The sequence below is a fragment of the Streptomyces sp. P5F9 genome (assembly GCF_057961495.1).
In genome coordinates, this window is record NZ_JBXVPZ010000063.1 from 1 (window position 1) to 20,086 (window position 20,086).

Consider the following 20,086-nt stretch of genomic DNA (forward strand, 5'->3'; position numbering starts at 1 on the left):
GGACGGGAGCGGCGGAGGATGATCACGCCGATCGCGACCACGATGAAGGCGAACAGCGTGCCGATGTTGACCAGTTCGGCGAGTTCGCTGAGGCTCGTGAAGCCCGAGACGATCGCGATGATCACGCCGAGGAGGATGGTCGGCCGGTACGGGGTACGGAAGCGCGGGTGGACGTGGGAGAAGAAGCGGGGCAGGAGGCCGTCCCGGCTCATCGCGAAGAACACGCGGGCCTGGCCGAGCAACAGGATCATGCACACGGTCGTCAGGCCGATCGCGGCGCCGAAGCTGATCAGGCCCGCGAACCACGGGTGTCCGGTGGCCTTGAAGGCGTCGGCGAGCGGTGCGTCGATCGACAGCGAGCTGTACTTCTGCATACCGGTCACGACGATCGCGACGGCGACGTACAGCGTGGTGCAGATGACCAGTGAGCCGAGGATGCCGCGCGGCACGTCCCGCTTCGGGTTGCGGGTCTCCTCGGCGGCGGTGGCGACGACGTCGAAGCCGATGAAGGCGAAGAAGACCACGGAGGCGGCGGTGAAGATGCCCATGACGCCGAAGTTGGAGGGCGCCCAGCCGAACATCAGCTGGATGAGCGGGGCTTTGAGGTTGCCGCCCGCCTCCACGGCCTGCGACTTGGGGATGAACGGCTTGTAGTTGTCGGCCTTGATGAAGAAGGCGCCGGCGACGATCACCACGAGGACGACGGCGACCTTGATGGCGACGACGACCGAGGTGACTCGCGCGGAGAGCTTCATGCCGAGGACGAGGATCGCCGTGAGGACGAGGACGAGCGCGGCGGCGAGGATGTCGAAGCCGAAGCCGTGGGCGCCGTCCCGGCCGCTGAGCGCCTCGGGCAGGTGCCAGCCCGCGTTGTCCAGCAGCGAGTGGATGTACCCGGACCATCCGACGGCTACCACCGCCGTGCCCAGGGCGAGTTCGAGGACCAGGTCCCAGCCGATGATCCAGGCGGGGAACTCGCCGAGCGAGGCGTACGAGAAGGTGTACGCGGAGCCCGCCACCGGGACCGTGGACGCGAACTCGGCGTAGCAGAGCGCCGCGAAGGCACAGACGACGCCGGCCACGACGAAGGACAGGGCGACCGCTGGACCGGCGGTGTTCTTGGCGGCCGTGCCGGTGAGGACGAAGATGCCGGTGCCGATGACGACGCCGACTCCGAAGACGGTCAGATCCAGCGCCGAGAGGGACTTTCTGAGCGCGTGCTCGGGTTCCTCGGTGTCCTGGATGGACTGTTCGACTCTCTTCGTCCGGAAGAGGGTGCTGCTCACGGGTGTTACCTCCCACGCTTGGCGTCCTCGACATGATCGAGAGGGGGCGTTGTCCGTATGCCCCGACGCGGGCGGGTTCACGCGAACGGGCCACTTTCACCACTGCAAAGAGTGGCGGAAGCGGCCCGTTCAGCGGCGTTGGCCGTGCCTCAGTCGCGTGCGGACTCCACCGAGTCGACCTCGGCGGTGGGCCGTTCGAAGCGGCCGTCGAGCTTGGAGACCAGGCCGGTGACCTGGCGGGCGATGTCGGGGGCGGTCAGGCCGATCTCCGTCATCACCTCGGCGCGGGAGGCGTGGTCGAGGAAGCGCGGCGGGATGCCGAAGTCGCGCAGCGGAACGTCCACGCCCGCGTCGCGCAACGCCTGTGCGATCGACGAACCGACGCCGCCGACACGGGAGTTGTCCTCGACGGTGACGACCACCCGGTGCTGCTCGGCGAGCGGGGCCATGGCCTCGTCGACGGGCTTCACCCAGCGCGGGTCGACGACGGTGGTGGAGATGCCCTGCTTGTCGAGCAGGCCGGCGATCTCCAGGCACATGGGCGCCAGCGCGCCGACCGAGACCAGCAGGACGTCCGGGGCGTCGGTGCCGGGCGCGCGCAGCACGTCCATGCCGCCGATGCGTCCCACGGCGGGTACGGCCGGTCCGACCGCGCCCTTGGAGAAGCGGACGACCGTCGGCGCGTCCTTGACCTGGACGGCCTCGCGGAGCTGGGCGCGGACCTGGTCGGCGTCGCGGGGTGCGGCGAGCCGGAGACCGGGGACGACCTGGAGGATCGACATGTCCCACATGCCGTTGTGCGAGGCGCCGTCGGTGCCGGTGACGCCGGCCCGGTCCAGGACGAAGGTCACCCCGCACTTGTGCAGGGCCACGTCCATCAGCACCTGGTCGAAGGCGCGGTTGAGGAAGGTGGCGTAGACGGCGAAGACGGGGTGCAGTCCGCCGGTGGCGAGGCCGGCCGCGGAGACGGCGCCGTGCTGCTCGGCGATGCCGACGTCGTAGATGCGGTTCGGGAAGGCGTCGGCGAACTTCTTCAGGCCGACGGGCTGGAGCATCGCGGCGGTGATCGCGACGATGTCCTCGCGCTCCTGGCCGAGGGCGACCATCTCGTCGCCGAAGACGGAGGTCCAGTCGGCGCCTGAGGCCTTGACGGGCAGGCCGGTGTCGGGGTGGATGGGGCCGATGCCGTGGAAGCGGTCGGCCTCGTCCTGGAGGGCGGGCTGGTAGCCGCGGCCCTTCTCGGTGAGGACGTGGACGATCACCGGGCCGCCGAACCGCTTGGCGCGGGCCAGCGCGGACTCCGTCGCCTCGATGTCGTGGCCGTCGATCGGGCCGACGTACTTCAGACCGAGGTCCTCGAACATGCCCTGCGGGGCGATGAAGTCCTTCAGGCCCTTCTTCGCGCCGTGCAGCGTCTCGTAGAGGGGCTTGCCGACAACCGGGGTGCGCTCCAGGAGGTCCTTGCCGCGGGCCAGGAAGCGCTCGTAGCCGTCGGTGGTCCGCAGGGTTGCCAGATGGTTCGCGAGGCCGCCGATGGTCGGTGCGTAGGAGCGCTCGTTGTCGTTGACGACGATGACGAGCGGGCGGTCCTTGGCGTCGGCGATGTTGTTCAGCGCCTCCCAGGCCATACCGCCGGTCAGCGCGCCGTCGCCGATCACCGCGACCACGTGGTCGTCCCGTTTGAGGACCTGGTTGGCCTTGGCGAGGCCGTCGGCCCAGCCGAGGACCGTCGAGGCGTGCGAGTTCTCGATGACGTCGTGCTCCGACTCGGCCTGCGAGGGGTAGCCCGAGAGGCCGCCCTTCATCTTCAGCTTCGAGAAGTCCTGGCGGCCGGTGAGCAGCTTGTGGACGTAGGACTGGTGGCCGGTGTCGAACAGCACCCGGTCCTTCGGCGACTCGAAGACGCGGTGCAGGGCGATGGTCAGCTCGACCACACCGAGGTTCGGGCCGAGGTGGCCGCCGGTCTTGGAGACGGCGTCGACGAGGAAGGTCCGGATCTCCCCGGCCAGCTGGTCCAGCTGCTCCAGGCTGAGCCGGTCCAGATCGCGCGGTCCCCTGATGCGGGTCAGCAGCGGCACCCGTGCCTCCTTGCGAGTAGAGCTGATCGAGCTGTTGCCGGGCTTGTCGAGTCTAATGTTCCGCCTTTGCGGACGGCGCCCGGGCTGTGCGTCATACGTCACGCGATCGGCTGTACCCACGAACAGCCTTTCCTACGACACGACTGTGCCCGGCACCGCCATCGGTACCGGGCACAGTCCGCGCGAAGGGGCAGGTCAGCCGCGACCGGCGGCCTTCTGGCTCTTGCGGGACACCGAGTCGATGACGACCGCGCCGAGCAGAACGCCACCCGTGATCATGTACTGGATCGAGGTGTTCATGTTCAGCAGGTCGAGACCGGTCTGGATCGACTGGATGACGAGCATGCCCAGCAGGGCGGACCAGACGGTGCCGCGTCCGCCGAAGAGGCTCGTACCGCCGATGACCGCGGCCGCGATGGCCAGCATCAGGGTGTTGCCGCCACCGGCGTTGAGCGTGGCGCTCTGGGTCTGACCGGCGAAGAACATACCGCCGACCGCCGCGAAGCCGCCGGAGATGGCGAACACGGTGATGCGGATCAACGGCACGTTGATACCGGCGCGGCGCGCGGCCTCGATCCCGCCGCCGACCGCGAAGACCTTGCGGCCGTACGGGGTACGACGGAGCACGAAGTCCACGATCACCAGGGACGCGAGGAAGATCACCAGGGCGTTGGAGACACCGGCGGACGAGTTCAGCACGTACGCGGTGACGAACGCGGCCACGGCGAGCAGGCCGACCCGCAGCCCGATCTCGCTGGTGGGCCGGAACGGCACCCCGGCGGTCTTGCGGCGACGCTGCTCGACGAGCGAGCCGTAGAGCAGGGAGGCGACGCCGAGGGCGGCCAGGATGTAGGCGCCCGCGATCGACTGGTCCATGAAGAACGAGCCCTGGCCGAGCAGGTGCACCGGACCCTGGTCCGGGATGTTGATGGTGCCGCTCGAACCGAGCAGCCACAGCATCAGACCGTTCCAGCCGAGGAAGCCGGCCAGGGTGACGACGAACGCCGGTACGCCGATCCTCGCGAAGAAGAAGCCGTGCAGCGCGCCGATGCCGATGCCCGTGACGATCGTCAGGACCAGCGCCAGCCAGCCGTTCATCCCGTGGTTGACCACGAAGACGGCGAACAGGGTGGACGCCAGACCGCTGACCGAGCCGACGGACAGGTCGATCTCGCCGAGCAGCAGCACGAAGACCAGGCCGATGGCGAGCATGCCGGTGGCCGACAGGTAGTAGCTGATGTTGGACAGGTTGTCCGCGCTCAGGAACCGGCTGTTCTGCGACTGGAAGATGATGCCGATGACGATCAGGCCGGCGACGACCGGCAGCGAGCCGAGCTCACCGCCCTTGATCTTGCGCTTGAACTCGGTGATGTAGCCCTTGAAGCCCTCTTCGCGGACCAGCAGACGCGGGTCGACGACGGTGGCGGCACCGGCCGCCGCCGTGGGGTCGTCGGCGAGAGGCGCGGTGGCCGGTTCGACCGCGTCCTTCTTCACGGTGCCTGACGTGTCGCTCACTTTGCCGCCTCCGTGCTGCGCACCGCACGACGGGTCACGGCGTTGTCCGTGGCACCGGTGATCGCGGCGATGATCGTTTCCTGACTGGTGTCCTTCACCGGGAAGGAACCGTTGTTCCTGCCCAGGCGCAACACGTTGACGGTGTCGGCGACCGCCTTGACGTCGGCCATGTTGTGGCTGATGAGGATGACGCCGAGGTTGCGCTCGCGCAGCCGCTCGACCAGGTCGAGGACCTGCGCGGTCTGCTCCACGCCGAGGGCGGCGGTGGGCTCGTCGAGGATGACGACCTTCGGGTCACCGATCAGCGCGCGGGCGATCGCGACGACCTGTCGCTGGCCACCGGAGAGGCTGGCGATCGGGATGCGCACGCTGGGGATGCGGATCGAGAGCGTGCTCAGCAGCTCACGGGAGTTCTTCTCCATCGTGACCTCGTCGAGGACCCCGCGGCGCAGCAGCTCACGCCCGAGGTAGAGGTTGCCGACGACGTCGAGGTTGTCGCAGAGCGCGAGGTCCTGGTAGACCGTCGCGACGCCGAGTCCCTGGGCGTCGTGCGGCTTGTTGATGCTGACCGGGTTGCCCTCCCACTCGATGACTCCTTCATCGATGGGGTGCACTCCGGCGATGGTCTTCACCAGAGTGGACTTTCCTGCGCCGTTGTCACCGACCAGTGCGACGACTTCTCCGGGGTGGACCTCCAGCTCTACTTCGGTGAGGGCCTGCACCGCACCGAATCGCTTGGAGACTCCGCGCAACGCCAGCACGGGCGTAGCGGACACGTGAACCATCTCCTTCGCCGCCTGACCGGCGGGGATGCCGCGCTTGTCAAAAGGCGCGGAGGGTTGTGCCTAGGCACAGATTTACAAGATGAACATGCGCGCGGCCGGTGCCAGTTGGCAACGGCTGCGTTCGCACGGGTTCCGATCGGCGCCCGCCCCGCAGCGGGGTTGGAAGGCGGGGCGGACGCCGAAGGGGCTCTGTCACCGCTGGGCGGTGATTACTCCAGACCGGCGGCCTTGCACGCCTTGGCGTAGTCGGCGGTGCAGATCTGCGCGACGGTGTAGAGACCGTCCTTGATGACCGTGTCCTTGATGTTGGCCTTGGTGACCGACACCGGGGTCAGCAGCTGCGAGGGCACCTTGTTGCCGGAGCCGCTGGTCTGGGTCGTGGTGGCGAGCGAGGAGATGCTCTTGTTCTGCGCCAGGTCGACGGCGAGCGTGGCAGCCGCCTCGGCCTCCGGCTTGAAGGCCTTGTAGACGGTGCTGGACTGGGTACCGGCGACGATGCGCTGGATACCGGCGAGCTCCGCGTCCTGGCCCGTCAGCGGGATGCCGCTGATGCCGGCGCCCTTGAGGACGGTGGCGATGCCGCCGGCCATGCCGTCGTTCGCGGCGTAGACGCCCGCGATCTTCTTGGCGCCGAGCTGCGTGATGGCCGCCGACATCTTCTGCCCGGCGACGGTGTCCTTCCACAGACCGGACTGCTCGTAGGCGATCTTGACCTTGCCGTCGAGGGCCTCGTGGGCGCCCTTCTTGAACTGCGCGGCGTTCGGGTCGGCGTCGTCACCGTTGATCATGACGACGTTCGCCGAGGGGGTGGCCTTCGAGCCCAGCGAGGTGAGGAGCGCCTCGCCCTGGAGCTTGCCGACCTGGACGTTGTCGAAGGAGACGTACGCGGAGACCGGGCCCTGGGCCAGACGGTCGTACGCGACGACCTTGATGCCCTTGTTGACCGCCTGCTGGATCGAGGACTTGATCGCGGCGGAGTCCTGGGCGCTGATCACGATGACCTTGACGCCCTTGGTGATCATGCTGCTGACCTGCTGGGCCTGCGTCGCGGCGCTGGCGTTCGCGTTGTTGTACTGGACGGTGCAGCCGGAGCAGAGCTCCTTGACCTTCGCCTCGAAGTACGGCTTGTCGAACTTCTCGTACCGAGCGGTGACGCTGTCGGGCAGGAGCAGGCCGATCGAGGCGTTCGTACCGCCCGAGGAGCTGGAGCTGCTGTCGGACTTCTTGTCGTCGCCTGCCTTGCCACAGGCGGCCATCGAGACGGCCATGGTGGTGGCGATAACGGCAACGGCGGCACGACGCATACGCGTGTTCACTTTGAAACCTCCCTGACGAGGCCGCGTCGTTGCGGCCGAGGTGGCTGGAAGTCAACTCGGCCGCGCGTTCGGCGTCAAGAAGTAAATACTTAACGAGATGGCAACGGCGTCGTGCGTTCTCTAAGTGAAGACAGGTGTGGCCGCGGTCAGCGACCCGTCCAAAAGGGTCGAATCGCCCATCTCGCTGAGTGCGAGAGCGAGCGCTCCGAGCACCTCCGCACGGCCTCCAAGTGCCCCCGGGAGAACGGAAAGTTGACGCGCCGCACTGGGGATCGCGTAGCGGCCGACAGACTCCCTGATCGGCCCGAGCACCAGTTCACCGGCCTCGGCGAGATCGCCACCGAGGACCACTCGGCTCGGGTTCAGCAAATTGCAGAGATTGGCGACTCCACTGCCGATGTGTCGGCCGACGTCGGCGATCACCCGACGGCAACCAGGGTCTCCGTCCCGCGCCAGCCGCACGACTCCCTCCATGGTCAGGTCGGTTCCGTGACTGGACTGGAGGAGCGGCAGCACATAGCGCGCCGCCGTGAAGGTCTCCAGGCAGCCCCGGTTTCCGCAGCGGCAGACAGGGCCGGACTCATCAAGAGTAATATGCCCGATTTCTCCCGCTGTGCCACCCGGGCCCCGGTAGATCTTGCCGTTGATGACCAGTCCCGCGCCGACCCCGCTCGCGACCTTGATGTACGCCAGGTCCCTGACGCCCCGCCCGCTGCCCCAGACCAGCTCACCGAGGGCGCCGAGGTTGGCGTCGTTGTCCACGTGCACCGGTACGCCCAAACGGCTGCCCAGCTCCTCCGCGGGTCTGGTGCCGGTCCAGCCCGGGAGGATCGCGGTGGAGCCCAGGGTGCCCGACTCCACGTCGATCGGTCCGGGTACGCCGAGGCCCACCCCGGCGATCTTGGAACGGTCCACTCCGGTCGCCGTGATCAGCCGGTTGACCAGCTCTTCCGCCCGGTCGAAGCCCTGTGTCGAGGAGGCGTCCACATCGACGGGCTCGGACTCCTCGGCCAGCACCTGGTGGGCGAGATTCCCGACCGCGACGCGCAAATGCGTGTGCCCGAAGTCGACGCCGATGACAATGCCGGCGTCCCCGCTCAGGGAGACGCTGCGGGCCCTGCGGCCGCCCGCCGAGGTCGGCGTGACCTCGACCGTTCCGCCGTCCTTGAGCTCGCGCACGATGTTGGAGACGGTCGCGGCGGACAGGCCCGTCGTCCTCGCGATCTCCGCCTGCGTCAGCGACCCGGCCAACCGCACCGCTCGCACGACCCGTTCCAGATTGGCTCGGTGCAGTGACGACTGCGACCCCGGAGTCTCCACGACGACCTCCTGCGCGCGGGACCGCATCGATGAGGCCCCGTCTATGTCCAACTAGTGAACTCTAAGCTGAGCTGTTCGGGCTGCCTCCCGTCAAGAGGTTGAACCGCATCCAGGGTCTCGGACACATACGTGACCACCGCTCCCGGCCTGCCGGGAGCGGTGGCGGAACGATCACTTCCGAGTGCGTCGTCCAGGCGGGCTACTTCAGCGTCGCCGAGGTCAGACCGGACTGCACCTGGCGCTGGAACGACAGATAGACGACCAGCATCGGGATCATGGCGATCGTGACACCCGCGAAGAGAACGGGCAGGTCGGAGGCGTAGCCCTGTTGTTGCTGGAGCTGGATGAGTCCCTGGGTGAGGACATAGCGCTCCGGGTCCGAGCCGCTCTGCGGCTGCATCAGGACCGTCGGCAGGATGAACTGGTTCCACTGGCCGAGGGTGTTGAAGATGCCGACGCTGATCAACCCGGCCTTGGCCATCGGCAACATCACTTGGAAGAACGTCCGGGTGTGCGAGGCGCCGTCGAGGATCGCCGCCTCGAAGACCGCGGTGGGCAGCGTCCGGAAGAACGCGTGCATGAAGAACACCGTGAACGGCATCGAGTAGGCGATGTAGACCAGGATCAGCCCCTGGTACGTGTTGAGCATGTCGAGGCGCTTGACCATGAAGAACAGCGGGACCAGCGCCAGGAACACCGGGAACATCGCGCCGGCGACGAAGAAGTAGTACAGCAGCCGGTTGCCCCAGAACCGGTAGCGGGCCAGCACGTACGCGGCCATCGAGCCGAACAGCATGGTCAGCGGGACCGAGAACACCAGCACGATCAAGGTGTTCACGAAGTAGTCGCCGATGCCCTTGCTCCAGGCCCGCCGGAACACGTCGAACGACCAGTTCTGCGGCCAGCCGAAGGCCGAGTTGCCGATCTGCACGTCGGTCTTGAACGAGCTGAACACGAGCCACAGCAGCGGCAGCACGATCAACAGGGCCCACAGGGCCAGGAAGCCGTGCGAGAAGGCGTTCAGCACGACGCCCTCGCCGCGTGGTTCACCGGGCCGGGCAGGGGACTTCCCGGCCGACGGCTGGGGCGGGACGGTGCCGCCCGCGGGGGCGGTCTCCTTCAGGGGTGCGCTCATCGTCGTATGTCTCCCGCTCAGAACTCGATGCGCTCACGGCGGGTGGCGCGCAGCGTGACCACGGACAGGACCAGGGTGAGCAGCAGCATGACGACGCCCATCGCGCAGGCGTAGCCGCTCTTCCCGAAGTAGAGGAAGTTGCGCATCATCACGGTCGACATGACGTCGCTGCCGTGGTCGGGACCGCCTCCGTAGGCGCCCATGTTGGAGGTCATGGAGGAGACCAGGACGAACATGTCCATCGCGATGATGCCGAGGTACACCCAGGCCGTCTGGACGGTCTCCCAGAGCAGCGGCAGGGTGATGCGGAAGAAGGACTGGGAGCGGCCCGCGCCGTCGATCAGGGCGGCCTCGTATATGTCGCGCGGAATGGACTGCATGGCCGCGGAGAACAGCACCAGATAGAAACCGACGCCGTGCCAGACCACGACCGCCATCAGCGCCCACAGCACCACGTTGGGCTCGTTGAGCCATTCCACCGGATTGTTGACGTCCACCAGGTGGAGTTTGATCAGGACACCGTTGAGCAGACCGCCGCCGTCACTGCGGTACACCGCGTTGAACAGCACCGCGAGAATCGCCAGCGACAGCACCTGCGGGAAGAAGTAGACGATTTTGTAGAACCCGGAACCGGCGACACCCTGCACGCCGCCGGCCTTGCTGTGTCCTCCCGCGTTCACCATGAAGGCGAAGAAGAGGGCCAGCAGAATGGTGATCACCGGGATGAACACCAGGAACAGGAGGTTGTGCCAGATGGCCTGCTTGAAGACGTCGTCGTGGAGCAACGCTCGATAGTTGTCCAGTCCGACGAACTTGAAGGTCTGTGACTCGCCTTTCCAGTCGGTCAGCGAATAGCCGAACGTCTGGATGTACGGCCAGATCACGAAGATCAGATAGAGCGCCACGGGAACGAAGAGAAATCCCGTGACGAACCTGTACTGCCCTTTGCGCATTGGCGTTTCCTGCCCCTGGTGTCCCGAGCGTGATCAGATGGTGCGATCAGGCCTTGTGATCAGGAGTGCACGTTCTTCTTGGACGCCGGGTCCTTGGCCTGCTTGTCGACGGCGGCCTGGCAGCGCTTCAGCCACTCCTTGGGCTGGATGCGCTTGGCCATCAGCTCGTTGGACGCGTTCTGGATGGAGGTGTCCATCTCGCTGTACCAGTCCGGGTACAGGAAGCGGAAGGTGTTGTCGCCGGCCGCCTTGGACGCGTCGACCGTGGACTGGGTGCCCGGGCGCAGGGTGACGCTGGAGTCGACACCGTCCTTGAGGATGGTGAGCGAGTTGGCCTCCTTGGCGAAGAGCGTCGACCACTCCTTGGAGAGCATGTGGCGCATGAACTCCTTGGCGCCGGGGAGGTTCTTGGCCTTCGCCGGGATGATGAAGGGCTCGCCCGAGCCGGCCCGGATCGCCTCGAACGGCATCTTGCTGTCGGCCAGCAGCGGCATCGGCAGGAACTTCATGTCGAAGTCCGTCGGCGTCAGCTTGAGCTGCTCGTTCTCCAGCCAGGAACCACAGGTGATGAACGCGGCCTTGTACTGGTTCCAGCGGGTCTGCGACTCGGTGTGGGTCAGGCCGTTGGTGCCGGGCATCAACAGGTCCTTCTCCACCACCTCGTAGATCGCCTCGACACCGGCCTGCGCGGCGGCCGAGCCGACGAACGCCTTCGGGTCGAGGTTGTCGATCGCCTTGACGGCGTCGATCCCGCCCTTCTTGGCGATCAGGTCCATGATGGCGACGTTGATGTAGTACGGGTACTTGCCCTGGTGGGCGAGACCGCCGATGCCGGCCGCCTTCGCCTTCTGGCAGACGGCGATGAACTCGTCCCAGGTCTTCGGCGGGGTCCAGCCCTTCTCCTTGAAGAGCTTGCCGGAGTACCACAACCCCCAGACCGTGTAGATGTAGTTGAGGGCGACGACCTTGCCCTCCTGCACACCCGGGTCGAGGGTGCCGGGGATCAGCAGATCGCGGACCTTCTTGGTCGGGTCGTCGATCGCGGGCGCGTCGAGCACCGGGGTGAGGTCGAGCAACTGGCCGTTCTTGTACAGGACGTCGATCTTGATCTGCTGGGCGCCGGAGTCGTCGACGATGTCCGGCGGGTTGCCCGCGTTGAAGCGCGGCTGAAGCTTGCCGGTGATCTCCTGCGTTCCGGTGTGGGTCGAACTGACGCCGATCTTCGTCTTGAAGTTGGCTTCCCACGCCTTCGCGTAGTCGTCGCCGTAACCGCCCTTGAAGACGACGACGTCGAGCGTGCTGCCCTTCTTCACGCCGAAGGGATTCGTCTTCGACGTGGTGCCCTTGGTGGAGTCGTCGCTGCTGGTGTTGTCCCCGCCGCCGCTCGCACACGCGGCCAGGAAACTCATCGTGGGTACGGAGATCAGACCTAGTGCGGCCGACCTCTTGATCAAATCGCGGCGGCCGACGCCATTGGAACCGTTGTTCTCGGCTGAAGTGGATCCCATGCTCAAGTCCTCGCCTTCAACAGGACTCAGGCGGTGAACCGGATCCTCCCCGGCACCGCGGTCAGGTCGAGCTTGGTCGTGCAGGAGTACTTCGTGCGTGCTGCTGCGAGAGCGGTGTCGAACGCGACAGGTATAGTCCACTTCCGGTCAACAGAGCAAGATCGAATGCAGGGTGGGTTGTCGGTCTTTTCCGAAGTGAGACCTCGCGGAAATATGGACGCCCTGTGTGTTCGATGACGGAGAAATCCCCGTTATTGCCCTCGAATGCCTCACCCAACACCCTTGACACATCAGGCCACTTGACTCCCTACTGTTCCTTGCGCGTCGAAGCTGACAACGTTGTCCAGCGTGCAGGGAGGATGCCCTCGTATGCATCACAGATGGTGGGGTACGGCGGTCGTGTCGACCGCCGCACTGGCTTTGCTCGTGGGTTCGCAGGGAGTGACGGTCGCCCTCCCGGCAAAGGCCCCGGCCGGCGGGGAGTTCGCCTCCTCGTTCGAGTCGGGAGATCCGGCACCGGACTGGCTGAACACGGTCGACACCGCGCCGGACGGCTCCAAGCGGGCCTCGGGCGTCGACGGAGGCTACAGCACCGGGATTCCGGGCAATGTGACCGACCATGTCACCGACGTCCGGGCGAGTTCCGAGAACACGGGCGGCGGCGAGGTGAAGGAGAACCTCGTCGACGGCGAGTCCGGCACCAAGTGGCTCACCTTCGAGCCCACCGGCTGGGTCGAGTTCGACCTCGACAAGCCGGTCAAAATAGTGACGTACGCCCTGACTTCGGCGAACGACTACGCCGAACGCGATCCGAAGGACTGGACGCTGTCGGGCTCGACGGACGGCAAGGACTGGAAGACCCTGGACACCCGCTCCGGCGAGACCTTCGCCGACCGGTTCCAGACGAAGTCCTACGACCTCGCCGAGCCGGCCGAGTACCAGCACTTCCGGCTCGACATCACGAAGAACAACGGCGCGAGCGGCATCCTGCAACTCGCCGACGTCCAGTTCTCGACGGGCGGGAGCACCGCCCCCGTCCCCGAGGACATGCTCTCGCTGGTCGACCGGGGCCCCAGCGGCTCCCCCACCGCCAAGGCGGGCGCCGGCTTCACCGGGAAGCGCGCACTGCGTTACGCGGGCCGTCACACGGCCACGGGGCGGGCGTACTCGTACAACAAGGTCTTCGACGTGAACGTGCCGGTCGGCCGGGACACCGCGCTCTCCTACCGGCTCTTCCCGCAGATGTCCGACGGTGATCTCGACTACGACGCCACGAACGTCTCCGTCGACCTCGCCTTCACCGACGGCACCTACCTGAGCGACCTCGGCGCGACGGACTCGCACGGCTTCGCGCTGACTCCGCAGGGGCAGGGCGCGGCGAAGATCCTCTACGTCAACCAGTGGAACAACGTGGTCTCGCGGATCGGTTCGGTCGCGGCCGGGAAGACCGTCGACCGGATCCTGCTGGACTACGACTCCCCGAGCGGGCCGGCGAAGTTCCGGGGCTGGCTGGACGACGTGAGCCTCAAGACGATCGCGCCGGAGAAGCCGAAGGCGCATCTGTCCGACTACGCGCTGACCACCCGGGGCACCAACTCCAGCGGCAGCTTCTCGCGCGGCAACAACTTCCCCGCCGCGGCACTGCCGCACGGCTTCAACTTCTGGACGCCGGTGACGAATTCGTCGTCGCTCAGCTGGCTCTACGACTACGCACGCGCGAACAACGACGACAACCTGCCGACGCTCCAGGCGCTCAGCCTGAGCCATGAGCCCAGCCCCTGGATGGGCGACCGGCAGACCTTCCAGGTGATGCCGTCGGCCGCCTCGGGCGCCCCCGACACCTCGCCCACGGCACGGGAGTTGGCGTTCAAGCACGAGAACGAGACCGCGCGCCCGTACTACTACGGCGTCACGTTCGAGAACGGTCTGAAGGCCGAGATGGCCCCGACCGACCACGCGGCCTCGCTGCGCTTCACCTACCCCGGCGACGACGCGAGCGTCATCTTCGACAACGTCACCGAGCAGGCGGGCCTGACCCTCGACAAGGAGAACGGAACCGTCACCGGCTACTCGGACGTCAAGTCCGGGCTGTCCACCGGCGCTACGCGGCTCTTCGTCTACGGCACGTTCGACGCGCCCGTGACGGACGGCTCCTCCAGCGGCGTCAAGGGCTATCTGAAGTTCAAGCCGGGCGCCGACCACACGGTCACCCTGCGTCTGGCCACCTCGCTGATCAGCGTCGACCAGGCGAAGGACAACCTGCGCCAGGAGATCCCGGACGGCACCTCCTTCGACTCGGTCAAGCAGCAGGCCCAGCAGGTGTGGGACAAGCTGCTCGGCAAGGTCGAGGTGGAGGGCGCCACGCCGGACCAGCTGACGACCCTGTACTCCAGCATGTACCGGCTGTACCTGTACCCCAACTCCGGCTTTGAGAAGGTCGGTTCGACGTACCAGTACGCCTCGCCGTTCTCCCCGATGACGAGCCAGGACACCCCGACGCACACCGGCGCGAAGATCGTCGACGGCAAGGTGTACGTCAACAACGGCTTCTGGGACACGTATCGGACGACCTGGCCGGCCTACTCCTTCCTGACACCCAGTCAGGCGGGTGAGATGGTCGACGGGTTCGTGCAGCAGTACAAGGACGGCGGCTGGACCTCGCGCTGGTCCTCCCCCGGCTACGCGGACCTGATGACGGGCACCTCCTCGGACGTGGCGTTCGCGGACGCGTACGTCAAGGGCGTGAAGTTCGACGCCAAGTCGGCCTATGACGCGGCCGTGAAGAACGCGACCGTCGTCCCGCCCGCCTCCGGCGTCGGCCGCAAGGGCATGACCACCTCGCCCTTCCTCGGCTACACGAGCACCGACACCGGCGAGGGCTTCTCCTGGGCGATGGAGGGCTATGTCAACGACTACGGCATCGCGCAGATGGGCCAGGCCCTCTACAAGAAGACCGGCGAGAAGCACTACAAGGAGGAGTCCGCGTACTTCCTCAACCGCGCCCAGGACTACGTGAACCTCTTCGACAAGCAGGCCGGGTTCTTCCAGGGCAGGGACGCCAAGGGCAACTGGCGGGTGGACTCGGCGAGTTACGACCCGAAGATCTGGGGCTACGACTACACGGAGACCGACGGCTGGGGCTACGCCTTCACCGCCCCGCAGGACAGCCGCGGCCTCGCCAACCTCTACGGCGGCCAGAAAGCCCTCGGGGACAAGCTCGACCAGTACTTCAGCACCCCCGAGACCGCATCGCCCACCAACGCCGGTTCCTACGGCGGTGTCATCCACGAGATGACGGAGGCGCGGGACGTCCGCATGGGCCAGTACGGCCACTCCAACCAGGTCGCCCACCACGTCACGTACATGTACGACGCGGCCGGCGAGCCCTGGAAGGCGCAGAAGGACGTACGCGAGGTGCTGTCGCGGCTCTACACCGGCAGCGAGATCGGGCAGGGCTACCACGGCGACGAGGACAACGGCGAGCAGTCGGCCTGGTACCTCTTCTCCGCGCTCGGCTTCTACCCGCTGGTGATGGGCAGCGACGAATACGCCATCGGCTCCCCGCTGTTCACCAAGGCGACCGTGCACCTGGAGAACGGCAAGGACCTGGTCGTCAAGGCGCCGAAGAACAGCACGAAGAACATCTACGTGCAGGGGCTGAAGGTCAACGGCCAGAACTGGACGAAGACTTCACTCCCCCACTCGCTGCTGGAGAAGGGCGGAGTGCTGGACTTCTCCATGGGCTCCAAGCCCTCGTCGTGGGGCAGCGGCAAGAACGCGGCGCCGGTGTCGATCACCAAGAACGACAAGGTGCCGACGCCCCGCAGCGACCAACTCACCGGTGACGGCGCCCTGTTCGACAACACGTCGGCCACGGACGCGACGGTGACCTCGGTGGACCTGCCGGTCTCCAAGGCCACCAAGGGCATCCAGTACACGCTGACGTCGTCGAAGGACCACACGCGGGCACCGACCGGCTGGACCCTCCAGGGCTCGGCCGACGGCACCTCGTGGAAGACGCTCGACAAGCGCTCCGGCGAATCCTTCACCTGGGACAGGCAGACGCGCGTCTTCTCGGTCAAGTCGCCCGGCTCGTACGCGCATTACCGCCTGGTGCTGGACGGCTCCTCGACGCTCGCGGAGGTGGAACTGCTGGCCTGAGGCACGGTCACGGCACGGGGAGGCGGGGCAGCAGCCGCCGCAACGCCTCCGCGTGCTGGTGGACCCGTCTGAGCACACCTCTTCTGGTCGACGCGAAGACGGGGACGTCCTGGGCCGGGCCGCACGCGGCGGCCTTGTACAGGTCGTCGAGCCACGCCCCGCTCCCCCTGGTGCCGTCCGGCGCCAGGGGGATCAGCCGTGTCAGGACCTCCGATTCGGCGCCGCCCAGGAACCAGACGCGCACCATCAGGTCCGCGCGCACATAGCGCAAACCGCCGTCTATGTCCTCGGGCGGCGCGAAGCCCTCGTCCCCCACCAGGAACGCGAAGGCCGTGCGCGCCTCGGCCCGGAACTCCTCGGGCAGCTGCGGCCGTTTCACCATCTGCGGATGCTCGCACGCGCCGATGTGCCCCCGCCACCGGAACGGACGAGGGCACATATTGTGGACGTCAGTTCACCGCAAGGGTGAACACGTGGAGATCCGGGTCGTCCGGAAGTGTCACGCTCTTGATGGTCTTGCCCGTGGGCGCCGCGAACGGGCAGGTGGCGAACACATAGGTGGTTACCGGGTCTTTGTCCGCACCCGCGACATTGCGGTACGCGGTCCGGGCGACGACCTCGTTGCCGTACTGCACGGTGCCGCCGCCCCCGCCGACCGTCCAGTCCGTGAAGGACAGGTCGATGGCGTCGGTGCTGCCGTCGGTGTAGGTGACGGTCGCCTTGGTCTGCTGGTTGCCGTTGACCGCGCTGCCGACGAAGGACAAGTCAGCTGCGGGCCGCGGGAGTTGGACGGTCTGACCGGCCGCCGAGACGTTGTCCGGGCGCCCGTTCGGTGAGTTGGGCCAGGTGAAGCCGAGCCCGTCCACCGTGCCCGTGCCGCCCGGGGTCAGCCCGGCCGCCTCCAGCGCCTGGAGGGAGTAGCTCCAGCCGCCCCCGTCGTAGTCCGCCTCGTCGTGCTCACCGGTGTCGTCGGAGACGCCGGTGTTGTTGTAGGCGGCGAGAAGGGTGCCGGGCGCGGCCACCGTCAGGGACACCGGCTGCTCGTACGACGTGTCGCCCGAGATGACGGTGACCTTCACGTCGTAGAAGCCCTGCTGGACGTCGTCGGCGGCGGTGAGGGTGATGTCCTGGGAGCCGTCGACCACCGTGCCCTGCGCGGGAGTCGCGGTGACTCCGGCGGGGGTCTCGACGCTGTAGCGGACCTCGGGGCCGGTGCCGCCGCTCAGGGACAGGGCCTTGATGTTGACCTTGGTGCTCTCGCCGGGCGCGAGGGTCGCGGCGGTCGGACCGACGCCGATCTGGTAGGGCTGCTCACCGGTCCGGAAGGACGGCGGGGCGTCGGCGGGGTCGCTGCCCCAGGTGCGGTTCGGGGTGGTGGAGAGGGTGTAGTCGAGGGTGCCGCCGTTGCGGACGAGGGAGGACGAGAGCCAAGGCTGTTGCGTGCTACGGCCGTTGACCTTCAGGGACTGGATGTACGGGGCGTCGGTCGCGGCGCCCTTCGCGCGGATGGAGATGTCGTTGCCCTGCGGGCGGTTGATCTCGACGCGCTCGAACAGGGGTGAGGCGAGGGTGAGTTCGGCACGGGAAGGCACCTGGGGGTACATGCCGAGGGCGGAGAAGACGTACCAGGACGACATCTCGCCGAGGTCGTCGTTGCCGGGGATGCCGGCCGGGTCGGTCGTCCAGAGCTGCTTCATGGCCGCCCTGACCGTCTCCTGGGTCTTGTAGGGCGCGCCCGCGTAGTCGTAGAGGTAGGGGACGTTGACGGACGGCTCGTTGTCCAGCTCCGACTTGTCGCCGCCGCTGCCCGTGAAGGCCCAGCTCCCGTCCGCCTCATGGAAGAAGGAGTCGAGGCGGGCGAGTGCCTTGTCGGTGCCGCCCATCGCCGCGAAGAGGCCCGCCGGGTTGTGCTGGACCATCCAGGTGTACTGGGCGGCCGTGCCCTCGACGAAGCCGTTGCCGGTGCCCGGGGTGAAGCCGGTGACCCAACTGCCGTCCGCCTTGCGGTTGGCGATGTAGCCGCCGGTGGGGTCGGCGGCGATGTTGAAGTTGTTCTGCCACCACTGGGCGCGCTTGGCGAAGTCGGCCGCCGTGCTCTTCTTCCCCGCCGCTGTTGCGAGTTGGGAGAGCGCGAAGTCCGCCGTGGACATCTCCAGCGTTTCGGCGGCGCCGCCCCAGGCGTTGGAGACGGACGGCATGTAGTGCAGGTTCAAGTACTTGTCCAGGGACGGGCGTTGGCCCACCGAAAGCACCGGCTTGCCGGAGGAGGACAGGTCCTGCGCGGTGGGGACGGTGGCCGCCTGGACGAGGGAGGCGAGGGCTCCCTTCAGGTCGAAATCGGTGCCGCCGAAGGCTCTGATGCCGGCGAGGGCGGTGGGCGAGGGATCGCCGTTCATGACGTGGGTGCCGCTCGCTCCGTGCAGCCAGCGGTCCCAGACGCCCCCGTTCTGCTGGGCGAGTTCGTAGAGGGACTGCGCGATGTCCGAGCCCGTGCGGGGGCTGAGGAGGGTGAGCAGTTGGACCTGCGACCGATAGATGTCCCAGCCGGAGAAGGTGCCGTACTGCGCCTGATGCCCCCGGCTCACCTTGTGCACCTTGCCGTCGCTGCCCGTGTATCTGCGGTCGGCGTCGCTGATGACGTTCGGGTGCAGGAGGGAGTGGTAGAGCGCGGTGTAGAAGGTGGTGCGCTCGGTGTCCGTGCCGCCGCCGACCTTGATCGCGCCGAGCTGGTCGCGCCAGGCGCGGTGGGCCGCGTCGTCGACGGCGTCGAAGGAGCGGTTCGGCGGGTTCTCCGCCTTGAGGTTGGCCTGGGCGCCGGCCTGACTGACGTACGAGATGCCGACCTTGACGCCGACCGGGCCGGTGCCGGGCTCGAACTCGACGTAGCCGCCCGCGCCCTTGCCCGCGACGGGACGGCCGCCGGTGGTGAAGCCGCCCGTGCCGCCGGTCGCGGTCGTCGAGCCCGGGGTCAGCTTGTCGTCCTGCCAGGTGCCGGTCGTCTTGAAGGCGCGGTCGAAGGTGGCGGTGAAGTACAGGGTGTAGTAGGCGCGTTGGCCCTCGGGATCGAGGTAGCCGCAGAAGTTGCCGGAGGTGACCGAGCCGGAGACCGTGCGGGTCGTCGGGTCGATGGTGACCGACGAATCGGTGGAGCCCACCTCGGAGTTGGCGGTGCGGATCAACAGCGAGGCGGGCTTGTCGGCCGGGTAGGTGAAGCGGCCGGAACCGGTGCGGGCCGTCGCGGCGAGGTCGGCGGTGACTCCGGACGCGAGGCCGACCTTGTAGTGGCCGGGCTCGGCGGTCTCGTCGGTGTGGCTGAAGTCGGAGGCGTAGACGGCGTCCTTGGTGTCACTGGCCGGGGACGAGGTGACCTCACCGGCGTACGGGAAGAGCGGGATGTCACCGCTGCCGCCCGCGCAGCCCGTGCCCGACATGTGGGTGAGGCTGAAGCCGCGGATACGGGTGGCGTCGTACTGGTAACCGCCTGGCGCGGCCGTACTGGTCGCGCTGCTTCTGGTGTTCTCCGGGCTCCAGGAGAGCATGCCGAAGGGCACGACGGCGCCCGGGAAGACGTTGCCGCCGTTCTTGGTGCCGATCAGCGGATCGACGTAGGCGCTGGGGTCCTTGACGAGTTGCGGTGGGGCGGCGGCGGCCGCCAGGGCGGGGGTGGCACCGCCGACCGCGAGTGCGGCGGCCAGTGCCAGCAGGGACATGGGACGGAAACGCATGACGCGGCCCCTCCTCCTTCGGACGGGTCGCGCACCACAGGTCGCACAAGCCGCAGGGACAGTAACGTGCGCCACCCGTACCACGGAAGAGCGCGTGCCCAGGTGAGGGCGCACGGCGCGGACACTCGGACGGCCGACGCGGCCCAACTGGCTTGACATCGTTGTCCGTTGGGGCGGTAGAGTCATATGCAGACCATTCGACAACGTTGTCGCACCACAGTGTCGCGCCAAGCCACGCACCACCCGGGCAGGTTCAACCCCCATTGCCTGTCCGGCTCGCGGACCCGGTGGCCCCCGACCACCG

12 protein-coding genes are annotated in these 20,086 nt (G+C 67.4%); 1 reads left to right on the forward strand and 11 read right to left on the reverse strand.

The genetic code is table 11. The features are described from left to right. The 9 genes from AC31A1_RS13630 to ngcE all read right to left on the reverse strand — a co-directional run. A partial coding sequence (locus tag AC31A1_RS13630; protein ID WP_489653540.1) for an amino acid permease occupies positions 1 to 1,286 on the reverse strand: 1,286 nt, incomplete at its 3' end. 149 nt (positions 1,287 to 1,435) lie between these two features. Beyond that, on the reverse strand, positions 1,436 to 3,364 hold the full coding sequence (dxs, locus tag AC31A1_RS13635) for a 1-deoxy-D-xylulose-5-phosphate synthase (protein ID WP_489653541.1): 1,929 nt from the start codon (positions 3,362 to 3,364) through the stop codon (positions 1,436 to 1,438). Between the two features lie 195 nt (positions 3,365 to 3,559). Beyond that, complete coding sequence (locus AC31A1_RS13640; protein WP_489653542.1) at positions 3,560 to 4,879, reverse strand: sugar ABC transporter permease; 1,320 nt, start codon at positions 4,877 to 4,879, stop codon at positions 3,560 to 3,562. Continuing rightward, positions 4,876 to 5,664 carry an ATP-binding cassette domain-containing protein gene (locus tag AC31A1_RS13645; RefSeq protein ID WP_489653543.1) on the reverse strand — a complete coding sequence of 263 codons (789 nt, stop codon included), beginning with the start codon at positions 5,662 to 5,664 and terminating at the stop codon, positions 4,876 to 4,878. Before AC31A1_RS13645 ends, AC31A1_RS13640 begins: the two co-directional genes overlap by 4 nt. Before the next feature lie 209 nt (positions 5,665 to 5,873). Beyond that, positions 5,874 to 6,968: a sugar ABC transporter substrate-binding protein gene (locus tag AC31A1_RS13650; protein ID WP_489653559.1), complete on the reverse strand. Its 1,095-nt coding sequence runs from the start codon at positions 6,966 to 6,968 to the stop codon at positions 5,874 to 5,876. A 132-nt stretch (positions 6,969 to 7,100) separates the two neighbouring features. Next, positions 7,101 to 8,300 (reverse strand): ROK family transcriptional regulator, encoded by a 1,200-nt coding sequence (locus AC31A1_RS13655; RefSeq protein WP_019063292.1) that lies wholly within the window; start codon positions 8,298 to 8,300, stop codon positions 7,101 to 7,103. 199 nt (positions 8,301 to 8,499) lie between these two features. After that, positions 8,500 to 9,435: a carbohydrate ABC transporter permease gene (locus AC31A1_RS13660; protein ID WP_489653544.1), complete on the reverse strand. Its 936-nt coding sequence runs from the start codon at positions 9,433 to 9,435 to the stop codon at positions 8,500 to 8,502. 17 nt (positions 9,436 to 9,452) lie between these two features. Next, the gene (locus AC31A1_RS13665) at positions 9,453 to 10,388 is read right to left on the reverse strand and encodes a carbohydrate ABC transporter permease (RefSeq protein WP_489653545.1); all 936 of its coding nucleotides are present in this window, start codon (positions 10,386 to 10,388) and stop codon (positions 9,453 to 9,455) included. Positions 10,389 to 10,447: 59 nt separating this feature from the next. Continuing rightward, positions 10,448 to 11,896, reverse strand: coding sequence for an N-acetylglucosamine/diacetylchitobiose ABC transporter substrate-binding protein (ngcE, locus tag AC31A1_RS13670; protein ID WP_489653546.1), 1,449 nt, complete (start codon positions 11,894 to 11,896; stop codon positions 10,448 to 10,450). A 369-nt stretch (positions 11,897 to 12,265) separates the two neighbouring features. Between ngcE and AC31A1_RS13675 the strand changes: the two genes are divergently transcribed. After that, positions 12,266 to 16,057 (forward strand): GH92 family glycosyl hydrolase, encoded by a 3,792-nt coding sequence (locus AC31A1_RS13675; protein ID WP_489653547.1) that lies wholly within the window; start codon positions 12,266 to 12,268, stop codon positions 16,055 to 16,057. A gap of 7 nt (positions 16,058 to 16,064) precedes the next feature. Here the strand turns inward: AC31A1_RS13675 and AC31A1_RS13680 are convergent, their stop codons facing one another. Together AC31A1_RS13680 and AC31A1_RS13685 are read right to left on the reverse strand one after the other, a co-directional pair. Beyond that, on the reverse strand, positions 16,065 to 16,439 hold the full coding sequence (locus AC31A1_RS13680; protein WP_489653548.1) for a hypothetical protein: 375 nt from the start codon (positions 16,437 to 16,439) through the stop codon (positions 16,065 to 16,067). A gap of 67 nt (positions 16,440 to 16,506) precedes the next feature. Further along, positions 16,507 to 19,782 carry a GH92 family glycosyl hydrolase gene (locus tag AC31A1_RS13685; protein WP_489653549.1) on the reverse strand — a complete coding sequence of 1,092 codons (3,276 nt, stop codon included), beginning with the start codon at positions 19,780 to 19,782 and terminating at the stop codon, positions 16,507 to 16,509. Positions 19,783 to 20,086: the final 304 nt, after the last annotated feature.